Origin of the sequence: Yokenella regensburgei (assembly GCF_051486985.1) — a bacterium.
Taxonomy (GTDB): domain Bacteria; phylum Pseudomonadota; class Gammaproteobacteria; order Enterobacterales; family Enterobacteriaceae; genus CBFFRJ01.
Genome location: NZ_JAHVDV010000003.1, coordinates 147,290 through 164,321 on the forward strand (window position 1 = coordinate 147,290; position 17,032 = coordinate 164,321).

Sequence of the window (17,032 nt, forward strand, 5' to 3'; positions counted from 1 at the left end):
TAACCTGTTTCGTCAGGCGTTTTATGCCATCCGGCCACCGTTTTACGGTGAACAACACAAGCTGTTCCCTGCGCTAGTCCAGATTTGGCATATTGCTACTGTTTTTTCATCCAGTATTAATGACTGGCATTTCCCGCCACGGTGAGTAAAATTACTAACCTGCCCGCTCATTCCTTCATCAGGTAGCTGTCCATGAGTAAACCGTTAAAATTGCATTCCGCTTTTCGCCCTTCCGGCGATCAGCCTGAGGCTATCCGTCGCCTGAAAGAGGGCCTGGAAGATGGGCTGGCCCATCAGACGCTGCTGGGCGTGACGGGGTCGGGTAAAACCTTTACCGTCGCCAATGTGATTGCTGACCTGCAACGCCCGACGATGGTGCTGGCGCCCAACAAAACGCTGGCTGCCCAGCTCTATGGCGAAATGAAAGAGTTCTTCCCGGAAAACGCGGTGGAGTACTTCGTCTCCTATTACGATTACTACCAGCCGGAAGCCTATGTGCCAAGTTCGGATACCTTTATTGAAAAGGATGCCTCGGTAAACGAGCACATAGAGCAGATGCGTCTGTCTGCGACCAAAGCATTGCTGGAGCGGCGCGATGTGGTTGTGGTGGCCTCTGTCTCAGCGATTTATGGTCTGGGTGACCCGGATTTGTATCTCAAGATGATGCTGCATCTCACTAACGGGATGATCATCGATCAGCGCGCCATTCTGCGTCGCCTGGCAGAGCTGCAATATACCCGTAACGATCAGGCTTTCCAGCGCGGCACCTTTCGGGTACGCGGCGAAGTCATTGATATTTTCCCTGCGGAGTCTGACGACATCGCCCTGCGGGTGGAGTTGTTTGATGAGGAGGTTGAACGGTTATCCCTGTTTGACCCGCTGACCGGGCATGTGGAGTCCGTGATCCCGCGGTTTACCGTTTACCCGAAGACGCACTATGTCACCCCGCGCGAACGCATTGTTCAGGCTATGGAAGAGATCAAAGGCGAACTGGCAGTACGGCGTAAGACGTTGATGGATAATAACAAGCTGTTGGAAGAACAGCGTATTACGCAGCGAACCCAGTTCGATCTGGAGATGATGAACGAACTTGGCTACTGTTCTGGCATCGAAAACTACTCGCGTTATCTCTCCGGGCGTGGGCCGGGTGAGGCACCGCCAACGCTGTTTGACTATCTTCCGGCTGATGGTTTGCTGGTGATTGATGAATCCCACGTAACCATTCCACAAATTGGCGGCATGTTTAAAGGCGACAGGGCGCGTAAAGAGACGCTGGTCGAATACGGTTTCCGCTTACCTTCAGCGCTGGATAACCGCCCATTGCGTTTTGAGGAGTTTGAAGCTCTCGCCCCCCAGACGATTTATGTGTCAGCCACTCCCGGCAAATATGAGCTGGAAAAATCGGGTGATGAGGTCATCGATCAGGTGGTGCGTCCAACAGGACTGCTCGATCCGGTTATTGAGGTACGCCCGGTTGCAACCCAGGTAGACGATCTTCTTTCTGAAATCCGTAAGCGCTCCACCATCAACGAGCGCGTGCTGGTGACGACCCTGACCAAACGGATGGCGGAAGATCTGACCGAATACCTTGAAGAGCATGGGGAGAAGGTGCGTTATCTCCATTCTGATATCGACACCGTCGAGCGTATGGAAATTATTCGTGACCTGCGCCTTGGGGAGTTCGATGTGCTCGTCGGCATCAACCTGCTGCGTGAAGGTCTGGATATGCCTGAAGTGTCGCTGGTGGCGATTCTGGATGCCGATAAAGAGGGCTTTCTGCGTTCAGAGCGCTCACTGATTCAGACCATCGGTCGTGCCGCGCGAAACATCAACGGTAAAGCGATTCTGTATGGCGACAAAATCACCCCCTCTATGGCAAAAGCCATTGGCGAAACGGAGCGTCGTCGTGAGAAACAGCAAAAGTACAATGAAGAACACGGTATTACCCCGCAGGGCCTGAATAAGAAAGTGGTGGATATTCTGAGCCTCGGGGAGAACCTGGCGAAAACCCGGGCCAAAGGGCGTGGCAAGTCACGCACGCCTGCGCAGGCGGAGGCAGCAGAGATGGCGCTGTCGCCGAAAGCCTTGCAGCAGAAAATACAGGAGCTCGAAGGGATGATGATGCAGCATGCGCAGAATCTGGAATTTGAGGAGGCGGCAAAATGCCGCGACAAGCTCCATCAGCTAAGAGAGCTGTTTATCGCAGTGTCATAACGGGAGGCCCGTCACAACGTGGTGAACGGGCCTTAATGTTCGCTTAATGTTGTTCCGGTACTCTCCCTGCCACTACCCCGGAGGGTCCCTATGCAAAAAGAAAACGTCTATCAGTTTCTCGCCATTGCGCTCTCATTGGCGATTGTGATTGCCTTCAGCCACAGCTGGGTGCTCAGTTACTGAACCCCGTCTGGCGTGATACCGGTTTGAATTTGACCCATGCCCGCACGCCGGGCGTGGTTGTTTTGTTCTGCAGGAAAAACTGAGCATCGTGCAGACGGGCAATGCGCGTCACGATACTCAACCCCAGTCCCGCGCCATCGTACCGGCTGTCCATACGCACAAACGCTTTGCTTAACTCTCCGCTACGAGATTCGTCGATGCCCGGGCCATCATCTTCAACCGCCAGAACAGGCTCGTCGCTGCTATCGATGCAAATACGAATAGTCGAGCCGGTGGGGCTGTAACGATGGGCGTTTTCCACCAGGTTTCTCACCAGCACTCGCAACAAGGTGACATCGCCGGCGACCGCCACATCCTGATTGCTTTGCGGCAGTAACAGCGTCTGCCCCCGCTCGGCCAGCATCGCATCCAGTTGCCCCCATACGGGCAGCACCACGTCGGTCATTAACATTACCTGCTGATAACTTCCCGCTGAGAAAGACTGCCCCACACGGGCGAGCTGCAGTAACTGCGCGATGTTTTCGGTCATCTGGTCGAGGCGCTGGATAAGCGGCGCAACGTTAAGATTGTGCGTTCTGGACATTAACTCCAGATGCAAACGTAAGCCTGCCAGCGGAGTGCGAAGCTCGTGAGCGACGTCGGCAGTAAAAAGTCTTTCACGATCCAGCGTCAGCGTTAAACGTTCTACCAGCTGATTAATAGCCGACTGCACGACTTCCACTTCCGGCACCGCATTATTCAGTACAATGGGTTGGAGGTTATCCGGCGTGCGGGCGTCGAGCTCCCGCTGCAATTCCGCGAGCGGGCGCAGGATCATTTTGACGGCCTGTAAACACAACAACAGCGCAAGGCCAATAATCAGCAGGCTCGGCACCAGTAAACTGGCTACGGCTTCATGCACCTCATGCCGGATGTGCCGGTGGTTGTTTTGGTTATGTACCGCGCTTTCTACCAGCAGCTGAATCTGCTCTTTGCTCTCGTGCCAGAGCCAGAACACGCTGACAAGCTGGCAGAACAGCAGAATGATGCCGATGGTCAGTACCAGACGGCGGCGCATGGACCAGCCTTTTACCGTGAATTTCACCCTGTACTATCCTGTCACTCTGCGTTAACCAGCATGTAGCCATAACCGCGAACGGTGCGGATACGAGCTTTGCCAATTTTGTCGCGTAGGTTATGGATATGAACTTCAAGCGTATTGGTTGCCGGTTCGTTATCCCAGTTATAAATGTCATTATAAAGAATTTCGCGGTGCACCGGGCTGCCTGCTTTCAGCATCAGCCGGGAGAGCAGGGCATACTCTTTTGGCGTCAGTTCAATCTGCTGGCCAGCCCGCCATGCCTGACGCCGCGTAACGTTCAGGGTTAAATCACCGTTGATGATTTCGTTGTCAGCCTGGTTGTTATGACGGCGCAGTAACGCCCGAATGCGCGCGTTGAGTTCTTCCAGTGCGAAGGGTTTGACAAGGTAATCGTCGGCACCGGTATCCAGACCGGTGATGCGATCACCCAGCGTATCGCGGGCGGTCAGGATCAGGACCGGCAGAGTAAACTTCTCCCGGCGGATACGCTGTAAAAAGTGCAGGCCATCTTCGTCCGGCAGGCCTAAATCGAGCACCATCAGGCTGTAATGTCCGGTGGTCAGACTGAGTCCTGCCTCATGGGCTGTAGATACCCCATCACAGGCGTAACCTTCGCTTTGCATGGCCAGCAGCAGTCCCTGTAGCAGCAGGGCATCATCTTCTACCACCAGAATTTTCATTTTTGCTCTCCACGGCAGGCGGTCAAAATATCATCCTGTGCCCGGTATTCTTTGGTTTCAACGCCGGTTAATCCCAGCATGGTTGAAAACAGATTATCCTGCGACACCTTTTTCTGCTGCGCTTCTTTTTGCAGGCAGGTACTGCTCACACCGTAGCGGTGCTGATAATCGTCAGATAGCCAGATTAAAAAAGGCACATGTTTTTGGCTCGCCGGGGCAATGGAGTAGGGCAGACCGTGCAGGTAGACGCCATTCTCCCCCAGAGATTCACCATGATCGGAGAGATAAACCAGGCTTGTGGTAAATCTGTCCTGCTTGCTTTGTAATAATTTAATGACCTTATCAACAATATAATCCACATACAGGATGGTATTGTCATAGGTATTCACTAACTGCTCCCGGGAACAGGTCTGGATTTGGTTGGTGTCGCAGGTTGGTGTGAATTTACGGAACGATGCAGGGTAGCGGTTATAATAGGTCGGCCCGTGGCTACCAATTGTATGTATTACAATAACGCCGTCCTGTTGGAGATTATTAATATACTCCTCAAGCTGGTGGAACAGCACCTCATCCAGACACTCACCCTCAATACACTGGCCCGGCAATTTCAATGCCGTCATATCCTGGTGTGGGACGCGATCGCAGGCACCTTTACAGCCGCCGTCATTTTCATTCCATAACACCTGAAGACCGGCACGCTGAATGATATCCAGAAGGCCTTCCTGGTGGTGGGCTAACTGTTCGTTATAACTGGCTCTTGGCATGCCTGAAAACATACAGGGTACCGAGATGGCCGTAGCGGTTCCACAGGAGGTAGTGTCGGGAAAATAGACCACGTTATCCTGCTTAAGCAACGGATTCGTTTCCCGCGTATAGCCGCCAAGGGAAAAATCATCTGCACGGGAGGTTTCACCCAGCACCAGAATAGTCAGGTTTTTCCGCGGGCCGTGCTGCATGGCCGGGTTTTGTCTGGCATCTTCACCGATGCGCACCAGTGGCAGATTTGCCATACGGTTATGCGTATACCAGGAGAGCGATGCCGCAATACTGTTCGACGGATTCAGGGATTTCACCAGCTCCTTATTGTTGCGAAACAACGAGGCGTAATCTTTATAGAAAACCAGGGCGACCAGGATTATCAACAATGCGGAGAGAACAATATTAAGGGTTCGCACTGTTATACCGCGCCAGAAAGAGCGGGCCGGTTTACTTTTCACCCACCAGGCTATCGCGACTGGCACAAAGGCGGAAAAGAAAAGCACCATCACCATCCGCAATGAGAGAAGGGCAAAACTCTCAGCCGGCGTAGTATCAAGAATATTGGTTATCATTGAGCGGTCGATAATCACGCCAAAGCTCAGGATGAAATATTGCGCCGCCGCACTGAGGATAATAAACAGACTTATCACCATGCGCTCTAACCGTAAAAAAGAGGCCAGTGACAGCACAATATTTATCACGCTGAAAGCCACTACCGGCATGGATAAAAAGACCAGCGTGTTGTGCAGCGAATTGACCGGCAAAAGCGTAAACGCCTGGTGATAAAAAGCGATATTTAAGAGTAGTGAAATATAGAGCGCAAAAAAGATAATCAACTGCAGACGGCTTAACGCTGGCCGGCGAAGCGTGAGTCCAGACATGGCGGCACTTCCTGGGAGAACATGCGGTCATGGTAGGCGGCGATGTTTAAGACAACCTTAAGAAATTAAGATTACGGGAAAAGCCACGCCGCTGCGAGAGAGGCACAAGGGCTGGCGAAACGGCGAGTGCTGATAAAAAAAATCCGGAAACGGGTAAGCGTTTCCGGACAGGAGTAGGTATAAACCGCCTGACGGATGCTGAACGGACAGTGCAGTCGTCAGGATCAGCAGAGGTTAGTCGGCGCGACCCATATAACGTTTTTCTTCGATATGGATACGAATTTTTTCCCCGGCGGAGAGATACTCAGGCACCTGAACCACCAGGCCAGTGGTCAGGGTTGCAGGTTTGTTACGCGCGCTGGCGGAGGCGCCTTTGATGCCCGGCGCCGTATCCACGATTTCGAGATCCACCGTCTGTGGCAGTTCGAGTGCGAGCAACTGACCATCCCAGGTCAGAACCTGCATGTCCGGCATGCCGCCTTCAGGAATGAATTGTAACTCTTCTTCAATCTGATCTTTGGTGAAGATATACGGAGTGTAATCTTCTTTATCCATGAACACATATTCGTTGCCGTCGATGTAAGAGAAATCGACATAACGGCGGGTCAGCGTCACGGTATCGACGATATCATCGCCTTTAAAACGCTCTTCTACCTTAAGCCCGGTGCGAACATCAGCAAAGCGCATTTTGTAGAGCGTCGCAGCACCACGGGCGCTGGGTGCCTGAATATCAATATCTTTTACAATCAGCAGTTTGCCGTTGTAATTCAGCACCATACCTTTTTTAATCTCGTTCGCTCTTGGCATCGCGTAAATCCTGTAAATTTAAAAGAGAGAAAATATCGCGACAAATTACTCGGGAGGGCCTTTCCAGGCAAGCGGAATCGCTGAGTTTTGCGTTTCGCACCGTGGACTTCAGACGTGCGGACCCCTCGATACAACGGCCAGTGGTCTTTCTTGCGAATTAGCTAGGGTAACGGGGATGAAAATGGTAGCCTGGTGGTTTACTGGTTAAAGAGTTGTCATTATGGAATGCCGCCCGGATTGCGGGGCCTGCTGTATCGCCCCCTCTGTATCAAGCCCGATCCCCGGCATGCCGCACGGCAAGCCGGCAAATACCCGCTGCGTTCAGCTGGCGGACGACTTCACCTGCAAGATTTTCACTTCGCCTTTGCGCCCGAAAGTGTGTTCCGGGCTGCAGCCGAGTCCTGATATGTGCTTCAGCCGCCGGGAAGAGGCGCTGACCTTTCTCATTGACCTGGAAGTGGCAACGGCACCTTAACCGCCGCAGACGATGTCAGCGCCTCCTCGTGCTCTAGCAGCCATTTTTTACGTGCAATGCCACCGCCATACCCGGTCAAGCCGCCAGCTTTGCCGGAAATCCGGTGGCAGGGGATGATAATGGCGATGCGATTCGCCCCTGTTGCACTGGCGACGGCGCGAACAGCATCCGGCCTTCCCGTTTTTGCGGCCAGCAGGGCGTAATGAGCCGTCTCGCCGTAGCCAACCTGCCGCAGCGCCTGCCAGACAGCCTGCTGAAAGGGCGTCCCGGGGATATCCAGGGGCACGGTAAAATGGGTGCGTGTCCCGCAAAAATACGCTTCGATCTCTTTTATGGCCTGCTGCGTATGCGCATTCTCTCCTGCCAGAATGCGGGCCTGATATACCCGTTGCAGAGCGTCGATTTCCCTCTTAAGCATTTTGCGGTCGGTGAACTCAAGCAGGCAGACCCCCTTATCGGTGGCGCAGACCACCATCGGCCCCAGCGGTGTGGTAAAGCGCTGCATAAGGATGACGCTGACCACCCCGGTGGGTGCTGCGCCGGTCAACTTTTTAAAGGTATAGCCGAAGCCGCTCAGGGAGTCATAGCCACTGTCAAACGCGGTTTCAGTGGCCGTACGTCCCGATTTCAGCGACAGCAGGGCATCATTGACCCGTTGCATACGCTGATAGGCCTGAAACGTCATACCCTGATGTTTACGAAACCAGCGCCGCAGGGCTTCCGGGCTTATCTGATGCTCACGCAAAACCCTATCACTGATTTTCATTCCGGCATGGTGACGCAGTAAGGCCAGCGCTTTTTCCACTTCTTGTGGCGGGCTGGCGGCGTTTTCCGTGGGGCGGCACACTTTACAGGGACGAAAGCCCGCCTCCTGTGCCGATCTCATCGTCGAATAAAACTGTACATTTTCACGCCTGGGTTTGCGCGCACGGCAGGTGGCGATACAAAAAACGCCGGTTGTCCTGACGCCAACAAAAAAGATACCGGCATAGTCCGGCGCGCGTTCAAGCAGCGCCTGGTACCAGGTATCACAGGTCGCCTCGTCATTCACCTGCATGGGCAAACACCGCCTCAAAAGATTGGTCATTCAGAATAGAGGAAAACAGACGGTGCGACGATGCCTGCGCGTGTTGGTGGATAACATTTCCCATCGAGATACGCTTAACGCCCAGCGCTTTTAGCGTGGTGAAATCGGCAAGCGCTGGCATGCACATGACATTAAGCGGCAGGGGAACGGCCTGCACGATGGCTGAAATTGCCTCCGGTTCCGTCAGGCCAGGGACGAAGAGACCATCAGCGCCGTGCTCAGCATACAGCATGCCTCTGGCGAGGGTCTTTTCACAGGCGTTTTCAAGACCCAACAAAAAAGTATCCGTGCGCACATTAATGAACAGCGGCAAGCCCCTGCGCGCCAGTTGCTGACGACAGGCGCGCAGAAGTAAGGCAAATTCCGTTGCGTCCTGTAATGTCCGCTCCCCTTGCCGGACCAGACTGTCCTCCAGATTGATACCGGCAACGCCCGCTTCAGCAAGCGTAAGCACATTCTTCACAATTTCTTCTGAGTTCGCACCGTAGCCATACTCCATGTCCACGGTGAGCGGGAGCGTGCAGCAGGCGAGCAGTCGTTGCACCAGATGGTGCAGTTCAGAGAAGGAGAGTCCCTCTCCGTCGGGATAACCGTAGATATCGGCAAGGGCGGCACTTGAGGTGCCCACTGCGTTAAAGCCGGCATACTGCGCGGCTTTCGCACTCGCCACATCCCAGACGTTGGCAATAAGCAAGGGGGTGGATCGGGCATGTAATTCCGTAAAATTCATTTTGAAGCTCCTGAGTCGACGAGCCATGACGATATAAAGCGTGCTCTCTCCTCACAACCGAAAAACAGACAGGTATTTTTTTGCCTGGCGTGCCTCACGTTTATTCCTTTCCCCTCAACCGTCAGCTTCAGCCTGAAGCTGACGTTAGCTGAAACATCAGCAAAAGGGCGGTCAGCTTTGTTCAGCAAAAAATTTACGTTCGGGGATAAAATGTGCAGTAGATCGAAATTTTGCGATTGAAAATGAGACTTTTCTTGCGTGCTGACGCGGAAAGGTCAAAACTTCGCGAAACGTTTCAGCGTCATCTTGGTTTACACACAGTTCAGGGTGGCGCATTATTTCTCAAGTTAGCTGAAACGATTCAGTTCAGCAGGAGAGGACCCACATGTTCCAGTTATCCGTTCAGGACATCCATCCGGGCCAGCAGGCCGGGAATAAAGAAGAGGCGATTCGTCAGATTGCCGCCGCTCTGGCAGAAGCAGGCAACGTAGCCGGGGGTTACGTTGAGGGCATGCTGGCGCGCGAGCAGCAGACCTCTACCTTCCTTGGCAATGGCATTGCCATTCCACATGGCACGACGGACACCCGCGACCAGGTGCTGAAAACCGGCGTGAAAGTCTTTCAGTTTCCGCAGGGCATTCTGTGGGGTGACGGTCAGGTGGCCTACGTGGCGATTGGTATTGCCGCCAGTTCCGACGAACATCTGGGCCTGCTGCGTCAGCTGACGCATGTTCTCAGCGATGACGCCGTCGCCGCACAGCTGCAATCAGCTACCACTGCTGAAGAGCTGCGTGCGCTGCTGATGGGTGAGCAACAAAGCGCCACCCTGAAGCTGGACAACGACACGCTCTCCCTTGACGTGGTCGCCAGTGACCTGGTGACGCTGCAGGCGCTGAACGCCGCGCGTCTTAAAGAAGCTGGCGCGGTCGACGCGGTTTATGTCGCGCGCGCTATCAATGAGCAACCGCTGAACCTGGGCCAGGGCATCTGGCTGAACGACAGCGCACAGGGCAATATGCTGAGCGCCATTGCCGTTAGCCGGGCGACCACCCCCTTCACTGCTGAGGGTGAAACCGTTGCGCTTCTGGTGAGTGTCGCAATGGTCGATGACCAGCCAATAGCAGTGCTGAAACGCCTGAGTGACCTGCTGCAGGCCAACAAAGCCGATCGTCTGCACGCGGCTGATGCCGCCACTTTGCTGGCATTGCTGACCAGTGACGACGCTATTGCTGACGATGTGCTGAACGCTGAATTCGTTGTGCGTAATGAGCATGGCCTGCACGCGCGTCCTGGCACCATGCTGGTGAACACCATCAAACAATTTAACTGTGACGTGACCGTGACCAACCTCGATGGTTCCGGCAAACCGGCCAACGGACGCAGCCTGATGAAAGTCGTAGCGCTGGGCGTGAAGAAGGGCCATCGCCTGCGTTTCACCGCGCAGGGTGAAGATGCGGAACTGGCGCTGAAAGCGATTGGCGACGCCATCGCCGCGGGCCTTGGGGAGGGAGCGTAATGAGCAGACGTGTTGCCACAATTACGCTTAATCCGGCTTACGACCTGGTAGGATTCACTCCGGAAATTGAACGTGGTGAAGTCAACCTCGTTCGCACCACCGGGCTGCACGCCGCCGGTAAAGGCATCAACGTAGCCAAAGTGCTGAAAGATTTAGGTATTGACGTCACCGTTGGCGGTTTCCTCGGGAAAGACAACCAGGACGGCTTTCAGCAGCTCTTCAGCGAGCTGGGCATTGCTAACCGTTTCCAGGTAGTGCAGGGCCGTACCCGTATTAACGTAAAACTGACTGAAAAAGACAGTGAAGTGACCGATTTTAACTTCTCTGGCTTTGAAGTGACGCCGGCAGACTGGGAACGCTTTGTTGCGGACTCCCTGAGCTGGCTGGGGCAGTTCGACATGGTCTGCGTGAGCGGCAGTTTGCCATCGGGTGTAAGCCCGGAAGCCTTCACCGACTGGATGACCCGTCTGCGCAGCCAGTGCCCGTGCATTATCTTTGACAGCAGCCGTGACGCGCTGGTCGCAGGACTGAAAGCCGCGCCGTGGCTGGTGAAACCGAACCGCCGTGAACTTGAAATCTGGGCGGGACGTAAATTACCGGATCTGCAGGATGTCATCGAAGCGGCGCATGCGCTTCGTGAACAAGGCATTGCCCATGTGGTGATTTCACTGGGCGCGGAAGGGGCGTTGTGGGTTAACGCTTCTGGCGAATGGATCGCCAAACCGCCGTCAATGGAAGTGGTAAGCACCGTTGGCGCAGGGGATTCGATGGTTGGCGGTCTGATTTATGGTCTGTTGATGCGAGAGTCCAGTGAACATACGTTGCGCCTGGCCACGGCGGTTGCAGCACTGGCAGTGAGTCAGAGCAACGTTGGTATTACCGATCGTACCCAGTTAGCCGCGATGATGGCGCGTGTTGACTTAAAACCCTTTAACTAACAGCAGGAGAGCATAATGAAAACGCTGCTGATAATTGATTCTGAACTCGGTCAGGCGCGTGCATACATGGCGAAAAGCCTGTTGGGCGCAGCCGCACAAAAAGCAAATTTGCAGTTTATCGACAACCCTGGTGAAGCGGATTTAGCCATTGTTCTGGGCTCACGCGTCCCTGCTGACGCTGCTCTGACGGGCAAAAAAGTCTGGCTGGGCGATATCAACCGTGCGGTGGCACACCCGGAGCTGTTTTTAAGCGAAGCGAAAAATCACGCTTCCCTTTACACGGCACCGGCGACCGCCCCCGCGACGGCCAGTGCGGGTCCGAAACGTATCGTGGCGGTCACTGCCTGCCCGACAGGTGTGGCTCACACCTTTATGGCTGCTGAAGCCATCGAAACCGAAGCGAAAAAACGCGGCTGGTGGGTGAAAGTAGAAACCCGTGGTTCCGTGGGCGCAGGCAATGCTATCACCCCGGAAGAGGTGGCAGAGGCGGATTTAGTGATTGTGGCCGCAGACATCGAAGTGGATCTGGCGAAATTTGCCGGTAAACCGATGTACCGCACCACAACAGGTCTTGCGTTGAAGAAAACGGCGCAGGAACTGGATAAAGCCCAGGCTGAAGCCAGACCTTACCAGCCGAGTGGCGGCGCGCAGGCGGGCAATGGTGAGAGTAAGAAAGAGAGCGCAGGCGCTTATCGTCACCTGTTGACCGGTGTCTCCTACATGCTGCCAATGGTGGTGGCGGGTGGTCTGTTAATCGCGCTCTCCTTCGCCTTTGGTATCGAAGCGTTCAAAGTGGAAGGTACTCTTGCCGCTGCACTGATGAAAATCGGTGGTGGTTCAGCCTTTGCACTGATGGTTCCGGTACTGGCGGGCTTTATCGCCTTTTCCATCGCTGACCGTCCTGGCCTGACGCCGGGTCTCATCGGCGGGATGTTGGCGGTGAGCACGGGCTCTGGTTTTATCGGCGGTATCATCGCTGGTTTCCTTGCAGGTTATCTGGCGAAAGGCATCAGCAAAGGGCTGAAGTTGCCACCGAGCATGGAAGCCCTTAAGCCAATCCTGATAATCCCGCTGGTTTCCAGCTTGGTCGTCGGTCTGGCAATGATCTACCTGATTGGTACGCCGGTTGCGAAAATCCTTGCGGGCCTGACCACATGGCTGCAGGGCATGGGCACCGCGAACGCCGTTCTGCTGGGCGCAATCCTCGGTGGCATGATGTGTACTGATATGGGTGGACCGGTGAACAAAGCGGCATACGCCTTTGGCGTCGGCCTGCTGAGTACCCAGACTTATGCGCCGATGGCCGCCATCATGGCAGCAGGTATGGTGCCACCGCTGGCGATGGGTCTGGCGACGATGGTTGCCCGTAAGAAGTTCGACAAAGGGCAGCAGGAAGGGGGTAAAGCTGCGCTGGTTCTCGGCCTGTGCTTCATCTCTGAAGGTGCGATTCCGTTCGCGGCGCGTGACCCTATGCGTGTGCTGCCATGCTGCATCGCCGGTGGCGCGTTGACGGGTGCTATCTCTATGGCGATTGGCGCTAAACTGATGGCGCCGCACGGCGGTCTGTTTGTGCTGCTGATCCCGGGCGCAATCACGCCGGTGCTGGGTTACCTGTTCGCTATCGTGGCGGGCACCCTGGTGGCTGGTCTGGCCTACGCCTTCCTGAAACGTCCGGAAACCGAAGCGGTTGCCAAAGTCGCATAAGCGTATTTATGAGTTCAAAAGGCCGATTCGTTCGGCCTTTTTTATTGCCTCAGTTCCGCACGCTTATGCATCTGTTTTTATCCGTGCCTTCCTCCGTTCTGCTTTTTCTACCGATATCCGTCCTGGTGGCATTTAACACCCGCTATTTTTCATACTTGATGATAAAAGAGGGCGACAGATTAAGTTGTCATGGCGATGTATTGAAATTTTCCTGAGGCATTACTTTATTGACACAATTAACTGTGACGGCGGAGGAGTAACCATTAATTCCGTTTCAGGGATGCAATAAAGTTCTGTTTAAGTGGCTTGTGTTATTACTGCGCTGGTTTTAATGATAGGTGTAATATGAATCATTCATTATAAATATAATAAAGAAATAAAGAATTCATAGGGGTTATGAAAAATAAAGACAATCAAAGCGGCGCATCATTTTTATAAAGTGTACGCTGGCGCTGAGAGGCGGATCCAGCGCTGTCTTGCCCCTAAAATGCTTATTTACATTACAGAGACTTCTAACAAATCAGGCGTTCATGGTAGGATTCGGGGCGTGACAGGAGGGTGCCTGCACCATTTTTTACCCATTAATCCATGCATTGTTATTCCCTTCTCCATTAACAACAACGATAAGGATTTCTATGTTGTGTTACCTTAAAGTATTTCCGTTAATGTTACTTTCGCTTATTTTTTTTGGCACTTGCGCATATGCAGGGTGTGGGTTTAACCAGACAGCTGAATATACGGCTAATGCGACAAGAAATTTCACTGTTCCTTTTGTGGCAAATACGACGATATCCGTGCCACCAGGTACGGCAATCGGGCAGGTTATTTATCAACAAGAAATTCAAATTAAAAATTTCGAGCCCGTACAAATTAAATGTGACAGTGCCGATAATTTCTTTTTTAGCTACACCTACGGTGTGCTGCCGCTGCCAGTATCGACAACGGATTCAAATATTTATGAAACAGGGGTGGCGGGAATAGGAATTAAATTTACTGTTAATTCCGCCGTCAATGTTCCCTACCTCTCTACCAGCATCAGTCACTGTGCGCATAGTCTAAGCTGTGTGCCTACCACAAGCTGGTACTATCCCGTGCAATTTGCCCTTGTCAAAACCGCAAATACCGTCGCTGCTGGTATGATTTCCGCCAACAATCTCCCCTCGATCCTTTTCAATCTGGGGCAAAAAAACAGTATGGTAACCCTGCACAATGTTAAGTTGACCGGGGGAATTACCGTAACGGTGCCGACCTGCGATGTGACTCCCGCCAGTGGCTCTATGAGTATTAAGATGGGTGTACATGATGTCGATGCCTTTTCCGGTATCGGCACGGGAACGGAGTGGAAGGACGCCAGTATTATGCTTATGAACTGTGCCCGCTTTTACGGCACGACCAGCGCCTCCATCGCCAGCTTTAATGGTTCAACAAACACCTCAATGGGGACGCTGGCTAACAATGAGTGGGCCCTTACGTTAGCCCCCCACAGCGCCATTATCAATGCCACACAAGGGATAATGGATATAGACAATGATCCCCTGCGGGCGACCGGGATCGGCATACAGCTTTCAACCAGCAGCAGTACAAGTGGGGTGGTCGATCTCTCTCAGGCGGTAAAGGGGGCATTACCTAAAGATGGCAGCCCGAACGTGACTATCCCTTTGTTTGCACGCTATGTTCAGACTCAAAATAACCTTTCTGCGGGCACCGCCAACGGAAAACTGGTTTATACCGTCACCTATCAGTAGCTAAGCGTACCAGCACAGCGCTACACCATTTTTTATCGAGGCCGCTTTTGCGGCCTTTTTCATTGTTTATTTGACATATATCGCAACTTTAAACGCTATCCATTGAGAATGGCTAAATAATTGTGACCGCCTTCATATCTGTAAACCCAGGATCGTTTTGCACGCTTTACTTTAAACAAAACCCACTTACTATGAACACATGTTTGAAGATAAACATGTGCTCTAATAGAGTGATTCATTTTCCTGTAGTGTATTTTCAGCGATCTCACTGATATGGCAATAAGTTGCCAGAGGGCGTTTTATGCGTAAAAAGGATTATATTGTCACTGTCGGCTCCGCTAACATGGATGTTGCCGGGTATTCTCACGGTGTACTGAATTATGCAGATTCCAACCCCGGTAAAATAAAGTTCACGCCCGGCGGCGTCGGGCGCAATATTGCGCAGAACCTGGCGCTGCTGGGTAAAGAGTCATGGTTATTAACCGCCGTTGGCGACGATTTTTATGGTCAATCTCTGCTAAATGAGACCCGCCGTTCCGGGGTTCATGTCAATAAGTGCCTGGTGGTGCCGGAAGAGAATACTTCAAGCTATTTATCCCTACTGGATAATACCGGTGAAATGCTGGTGGCTATAAATGACATGAATATTAGTAGCTATTTATCCGCAGCGTTTCTGGCAAAACATATTGATTTTATACGCGATGCAGCGGTGATTGTGGTTGATTGTAATATCAGTGAAGATGCGCTCTCCTGGCTTCTCACGCATGCCGGTAATACACCGATTTTTGTCGATCCGGTTTCCGCCTGGAAGTGCGTGAAAATTCGCAACTGGCTCCCTCAGATACACACCCTGAAACCGAATCGTGTCGAAGCGGAAACCCTGAGCGGCCTTGCACTGACCGGGCGTGATGACGTGAGCAACGTTGCAAGGTGGTTTCATGAGCGCGGGCTTAAACGTCTGGTGCTGAGCATGGGGGGCGATGGCGTCTACTACAGCGAGCTGGGTGGAGAAAGCGGCTGGTCACTCCCTTTTAAAACGCAAATTATTAATGTTACCGGCGCAGGCGATGCCATGATGGCCGGGCTGGCGGCGTGCTGGGTAGAAGGTTTTTCATTTAGTGATTCGGTCCACTTTGCGCAGGGTTGCTCTTCAATGGCACTCGCCTGTGAATATACCAATAACCCCGACTTGTCTTTTTCAAATGTCATTTCGTTAGTGGAGAAACAAAATGTCTGAATTAACACTCTCACCTGCATTGTTAGAAATATCACCCGAAGTACAAGATGCACTTAACAATAAACAACCGATTGTTGCACTCGAATCAACTATTATTTCTCACGGTATGCCCTTCCCGCAAAATGCGCAAACGGCCATTGAAGTTGAAGACACTATTCGTAAACATGGAGCGGTTCCTGCCACCATTGCCATTATTAATGGGGTGATGAAAGTTGGTCTTTCGAAAGAGGAGATCGAATTATTAGGCCGCGAAGGTCATGACGTAGCGAAAGTCAGTCGCCGTGATTTACCCTTTATTGTCGCGGCAGGATTAAACGGCGCTACCACCGTTGCCTCGACAATGATTATTGCGGCTCTTGCAGGAATTAAGGTTTTTGCAACCGGCGGCATTGGTGGTGTTCATCGTGGCGCCGAGCACACCTTCGATATTTCGGCTGATTTACAAGAGCTGGCACATACGAATGTCACAGTGGTCTGTGCAGGGGCGAAATCAATACTCGACCTGGGCTTAACCACTGAATATTTAGAAACCTTTGGCGTTCCGTTAATTGGTTATCAAACCACCTCCCTGCCGGCCTTTTTCTGTCGCACCAGTCCGTTCGATGTGAGCATTCGCCTCGATACGCCGCAAGAGATTGCCCGCGCGATGGCGGTGAAGTGGCAAACCGGCCTGAACGGTGGCCTGGTGGTGGCTAATCCTATCCCAGAGCAGTTCGCGATGGCAGAAGAGAGCATCAATGCGGCCATTGACAGGGCGGTTGCCGAAGCCGAAGCCCAGGGAGTAACGGGAAAAGCCAGTACCCCGTTCCTGCTGGCGCGTGTTGCAGAACTGACCGGTGGCGATAGCCTGAAATCGAATATTCAACTGGTGTTTAACAACGCCATTCTGGCTTGCGAAATAGCGAAAGAGTATCAACAGCTCGCCTGACTTTTATGCGGGCAGTTTGTGGTCGCCCGCCACGTTATCAGACACACCAAAACCTGGCGCAATCGCC

At 52.9% G+C, this 17,032-nt stretch carries 13 protein-coding genes and 1 pseudogene; 8 read left to right on the forward strand and 6 right to left on the reverse strand.

Annotated features, from left to right (window positions below; translation table 11 throughout):
* The first annotated feature begins 192 nt into the window (after positions 1–192).
* The gene (gene uvrB, locus KXR87_RS03935) at positions 193–2,214 is read left to right on the forward strand and encodes an excinuclease ABC subunit UvrB (RefSeq protein ID WP_437430952.1); all 2,022 of its coding nucleotides are present in this window, start codon (positions 193–195) and stop codon (positions 2,212–2,214) included.
* A 172-nt stretch (positions 2,215–2,386) separates the two neighbouring features.
* On the opposite strand, the gene pmrB is transcribed toward uvrB, so the two are convergent.
* The 4 genes from pmrB to yeiP all read right to left on the reverse strand — a co-directional run bounded on the left by pmrB (position 2,387) and on the right by yeiP (position 6,605).
* Positions 2,387–3,454, reverse strand: coding sequence for a two-component system sensor histidine kinase PmrB (pmrB, locus tag KXR87_RS03940; protein WP_437431031.1), 1,068 nt, complete (start codon positions 3,452–3,454; stop codon positions 2,387–2,389).
* A gap of 41 nt (positions 3,455–3,495) precedes the next feature.
* Positions 3,496–4,158, reverse strand: a complete 663-nt coding sequence (gene pmrA, locus KXR87_RS03945; RefSeq protein ID WP_437430953.1) for a two-component system response regulator PmrA — start codon at positions 4,156–4,158, stop codon at positions 3,496–3,498.
* Positions 4,155–5,798, reverse strand: coding sequence for a phosphoethanolamine transferase EptA (eptA, locus tag KXR87_RS03950; RefSeq protein WP_437430954.1), 1,644 nt, complete (start codon positions 5,796–5,798; stop codon positions 4,155–4,157). The genes pmrA and eptA overlap by 4 nt, the downstream gene beginning before the upstream one ends.
* 234 nt (positions 5,799–6,032) lie before the next feature.
* Entirely contained in the window at positions 6,033–6,605 is a 573-nt protein-coding gene (yeiP, locus tag KXR87_RS03955) for an elongation factor P-like protein YeiP (protein WP_437430955.1), read from the reverse strand.
* A gap of 220 nt (positions 6,606–6,825) precedes the next feature.
* Between yeiP and KXR87_RS03960 the strand changes: the two genes are divergently transcribed.
* On the forward strand, positions 6,826–7,080 hold the full coding sequence (locus KXR87_RS03960) for a YkgJ family cysteine cluster protein (protein ID WP_437430956.1): 255 nt from the start codon (positions 6,826–6,828) through the stop codon (positions 7,078–7,080).
* On the opposite strand, the gene KXR87_RS03965 is transcribed toward KXR87_RS03960, so the two are convergent.
* Together KXR87_RS03965 and KXR87_RS03970 are read right to left on the reverse strand one after the other, a co-directional pair.
* Positions 7,049–8,137 carry a bifunctional transcriptional activator/DNA repair enzyme AdaA gene (locus tag KXR87_RS03965; protein WP_437430957.1) on the reverse strand — a complete coding sequence of 363 codons (1,089 nt, stop codon included), beginning with the start codon at positions 8,135–8,137 and terminating at the stop codon, positions 7,049–7,051. The genes KXR87_RS03960 and KXR87_RS03965 overlap by 32 nt on opposite strands.
* The gene (locus tag KXR87_RS03970; RefSeq protein ID WP_437430958.1) at positions 8,124–8,897 is read right to left on the reverse strand and encodes an isocitrate lyase/PEP mutase family protein; all 774 of its coding nucleotides are present in this window, start codon (positions 8,895–8,897) and stop codon (positions 8,124–8,126) included. Before KXR87_RS03970 ends, KXR87_RS03965 begins: the two co-directional genes overlap by 14 nt.
* Positions 8,898–9,282: 385 nt before the next feature.
* Here KXR87_RS03970 and fruB point away from each other — a divergent pair, with 385 nt between their 5' ends.
* The 6 genes and pseudogenes from fruB (at position 9,283) to KXR87_RS04000 (ending at position 16,965) form a co-directional block, all read left to right on the forward strand.
* Positions 9,283–10,413 carry a fused PTS fructose transporter subunit IIA/HPr protein gene (gene fruB, locus KXR87_RS03975; RefSeq protein ID WP_437430959.1) on the forward strand — a complete coding sequence of 377 codons (1,131 nt, stop codon included), beginning with the start codon at positions 9,283–9,285 and terminating at the stop codon, positions 10,411–10,413.
* On the forward strand, positions 10,413–11,351 hold the full coding sequence (gene fruK, locus KXR87_RS03980) for a 1-phosphofructokinase (protein ID WP_437430960.1): 939 nt from the start codon (positions 10,413–10,415) through the stop codon (positions 11,349–11,351). The genes fruB and fruK overlap by 1 nt, the downstream gene beginning before the upstream one ends.
* Before the next feature lie 15 nt (positions 11,352–11,366).
* Positions 11,367–13,055, forward strand: a complete 1,689-nt coding sequence (gene fruA / locus KXR87_RS03985) for a PTS fructose transporter subunit IIBC (RefSeq protein ID WP_437430961.1) — start codon at positions 11,367–11,369, stop codon at positions 13,053–13,055.
* 635 nt (positions 13,056–13,690) lie between these two features.
* Entirely contained in the window at positions 13,691–14,800 is a 1,110-nt protein-coding gene (locus tag KXR87_RS03990; RefSeq protein WP_437430962.1) for a fimbrial protein, read from the forward strand.
* 301 nt (positions 14,801–15,101) lie between these two features.
* Positions 15,102–16,042: pseudogene (locus KXR87_RS03995) on the forward strand (pseudouridine kinase).
* Positions 16,030–16,965, forward strand: a complete 936-nt coding sequence (locus KXR87_RS04000; RefSeq protein ID WP_437430963.1) for a pseudouridine-5'-phosphate glycosidase — start codon at positions 16,030–16,032, stop codon at positions 16,963–16,965. Before KXR87_RS03995 ends, KXR87_RS04000 begins: the two are co-directional and overlap by 13 nt.
* Positions 16,966–17,032 lie beyond the last annotated feature (67 nt).

Excerpts from the sequence above, each read along its gene's own strand:
- uvrB (WP_437430952.1), top strand. The coding sequence starts at position 193 with ATGAGTAAACCGTTAAAATTGCATTCCGCTTTTCGCCCTTCCGGCGAT.
- pmrA (WP_437430953.1), bottom strand. The coding sequence starts at position 4,158 with ATGAAAATTCTGGTGGTAGAAGATGATGCCCTGCTGCTACAGGGACTG.
- KXR87_RS03970 (WP_437430958.1), bottom strand. The coding sequence starts at position 8,897 with ATGAATTTTACGGAATTACATGCCCGATCCACCCCCTTGCTTATTGCC.
- KXR87_RS04000 (WP_437430963.1), top strand. The coding sequence starts at position 16,030 with ATGTCTGAATTAACACTCTCACCTGCATTGTTAGAAATATCACCCGAA.
- pmrB (WP_437431031.1), bottom strand. The coding sequence starts at position 3,454 with ATGCGCCGCCGTCTGGTACTGACCATCGGCATCATTCTGCTGTTCTGC.
- KXR87_RS03990 (WP_437430962.1), top strand. The coding sequence starts at position 13,691 with ATGTTGTGTTACCTTAAAGTATTTCCGTTAATGTTACTTTCGCTTATT.
- fruB (WP_437430959.1), top strand. The coding sequence starts at position 9,283 with ATGTTCCAGTTATCCGTTCAGGACATCCATCCGGGCCAGCAGGCCGGG.
- fruA (WP_437430961.1), top strand. The coding sequence starts at position 11,367 with ATGAAAACGCTGCTGATAATTGATTCTGAACTCGGTCAGGCGCGTGCA.
- yeiP (WP_437430955.1), bottom strand. The coding sequence starts at position 6,605 with ATGCCAAGAGCGAACGAGATTAAAAAAGGTATGGTGCTGAATTACAAC.
- KXR87_RS03965 (WP_437430957.1), bottom strand. The coding sequence starts at position 8,137 with ATGCAGGTGAATGACGAGGCGACCTGTGATACCTGGTACCAGGCGCTG.
- eptA (WP_437430954.1), bottom strand. The coding sequence starts at position 5,798 with ATGTCTGGACTCACGCTTCGCCGGCCAGCGTTAAGCCGTCTGCAGTTG.
- fruK (WP_437430960.1), top strand. The coding sequence starts at position 10,413 with ATGAGCAGACGTGTTGCCACAATTACGCTTAATCCGGCTTACGACCTG.
- KXR87_RS03960 (WP_437430956.1), top strand. The coding sequence starts at position 6,826 with ATGGAATGCCGCCCGGATTGCGGGGCCTGCTGTATCGCCCCCTCTGTA.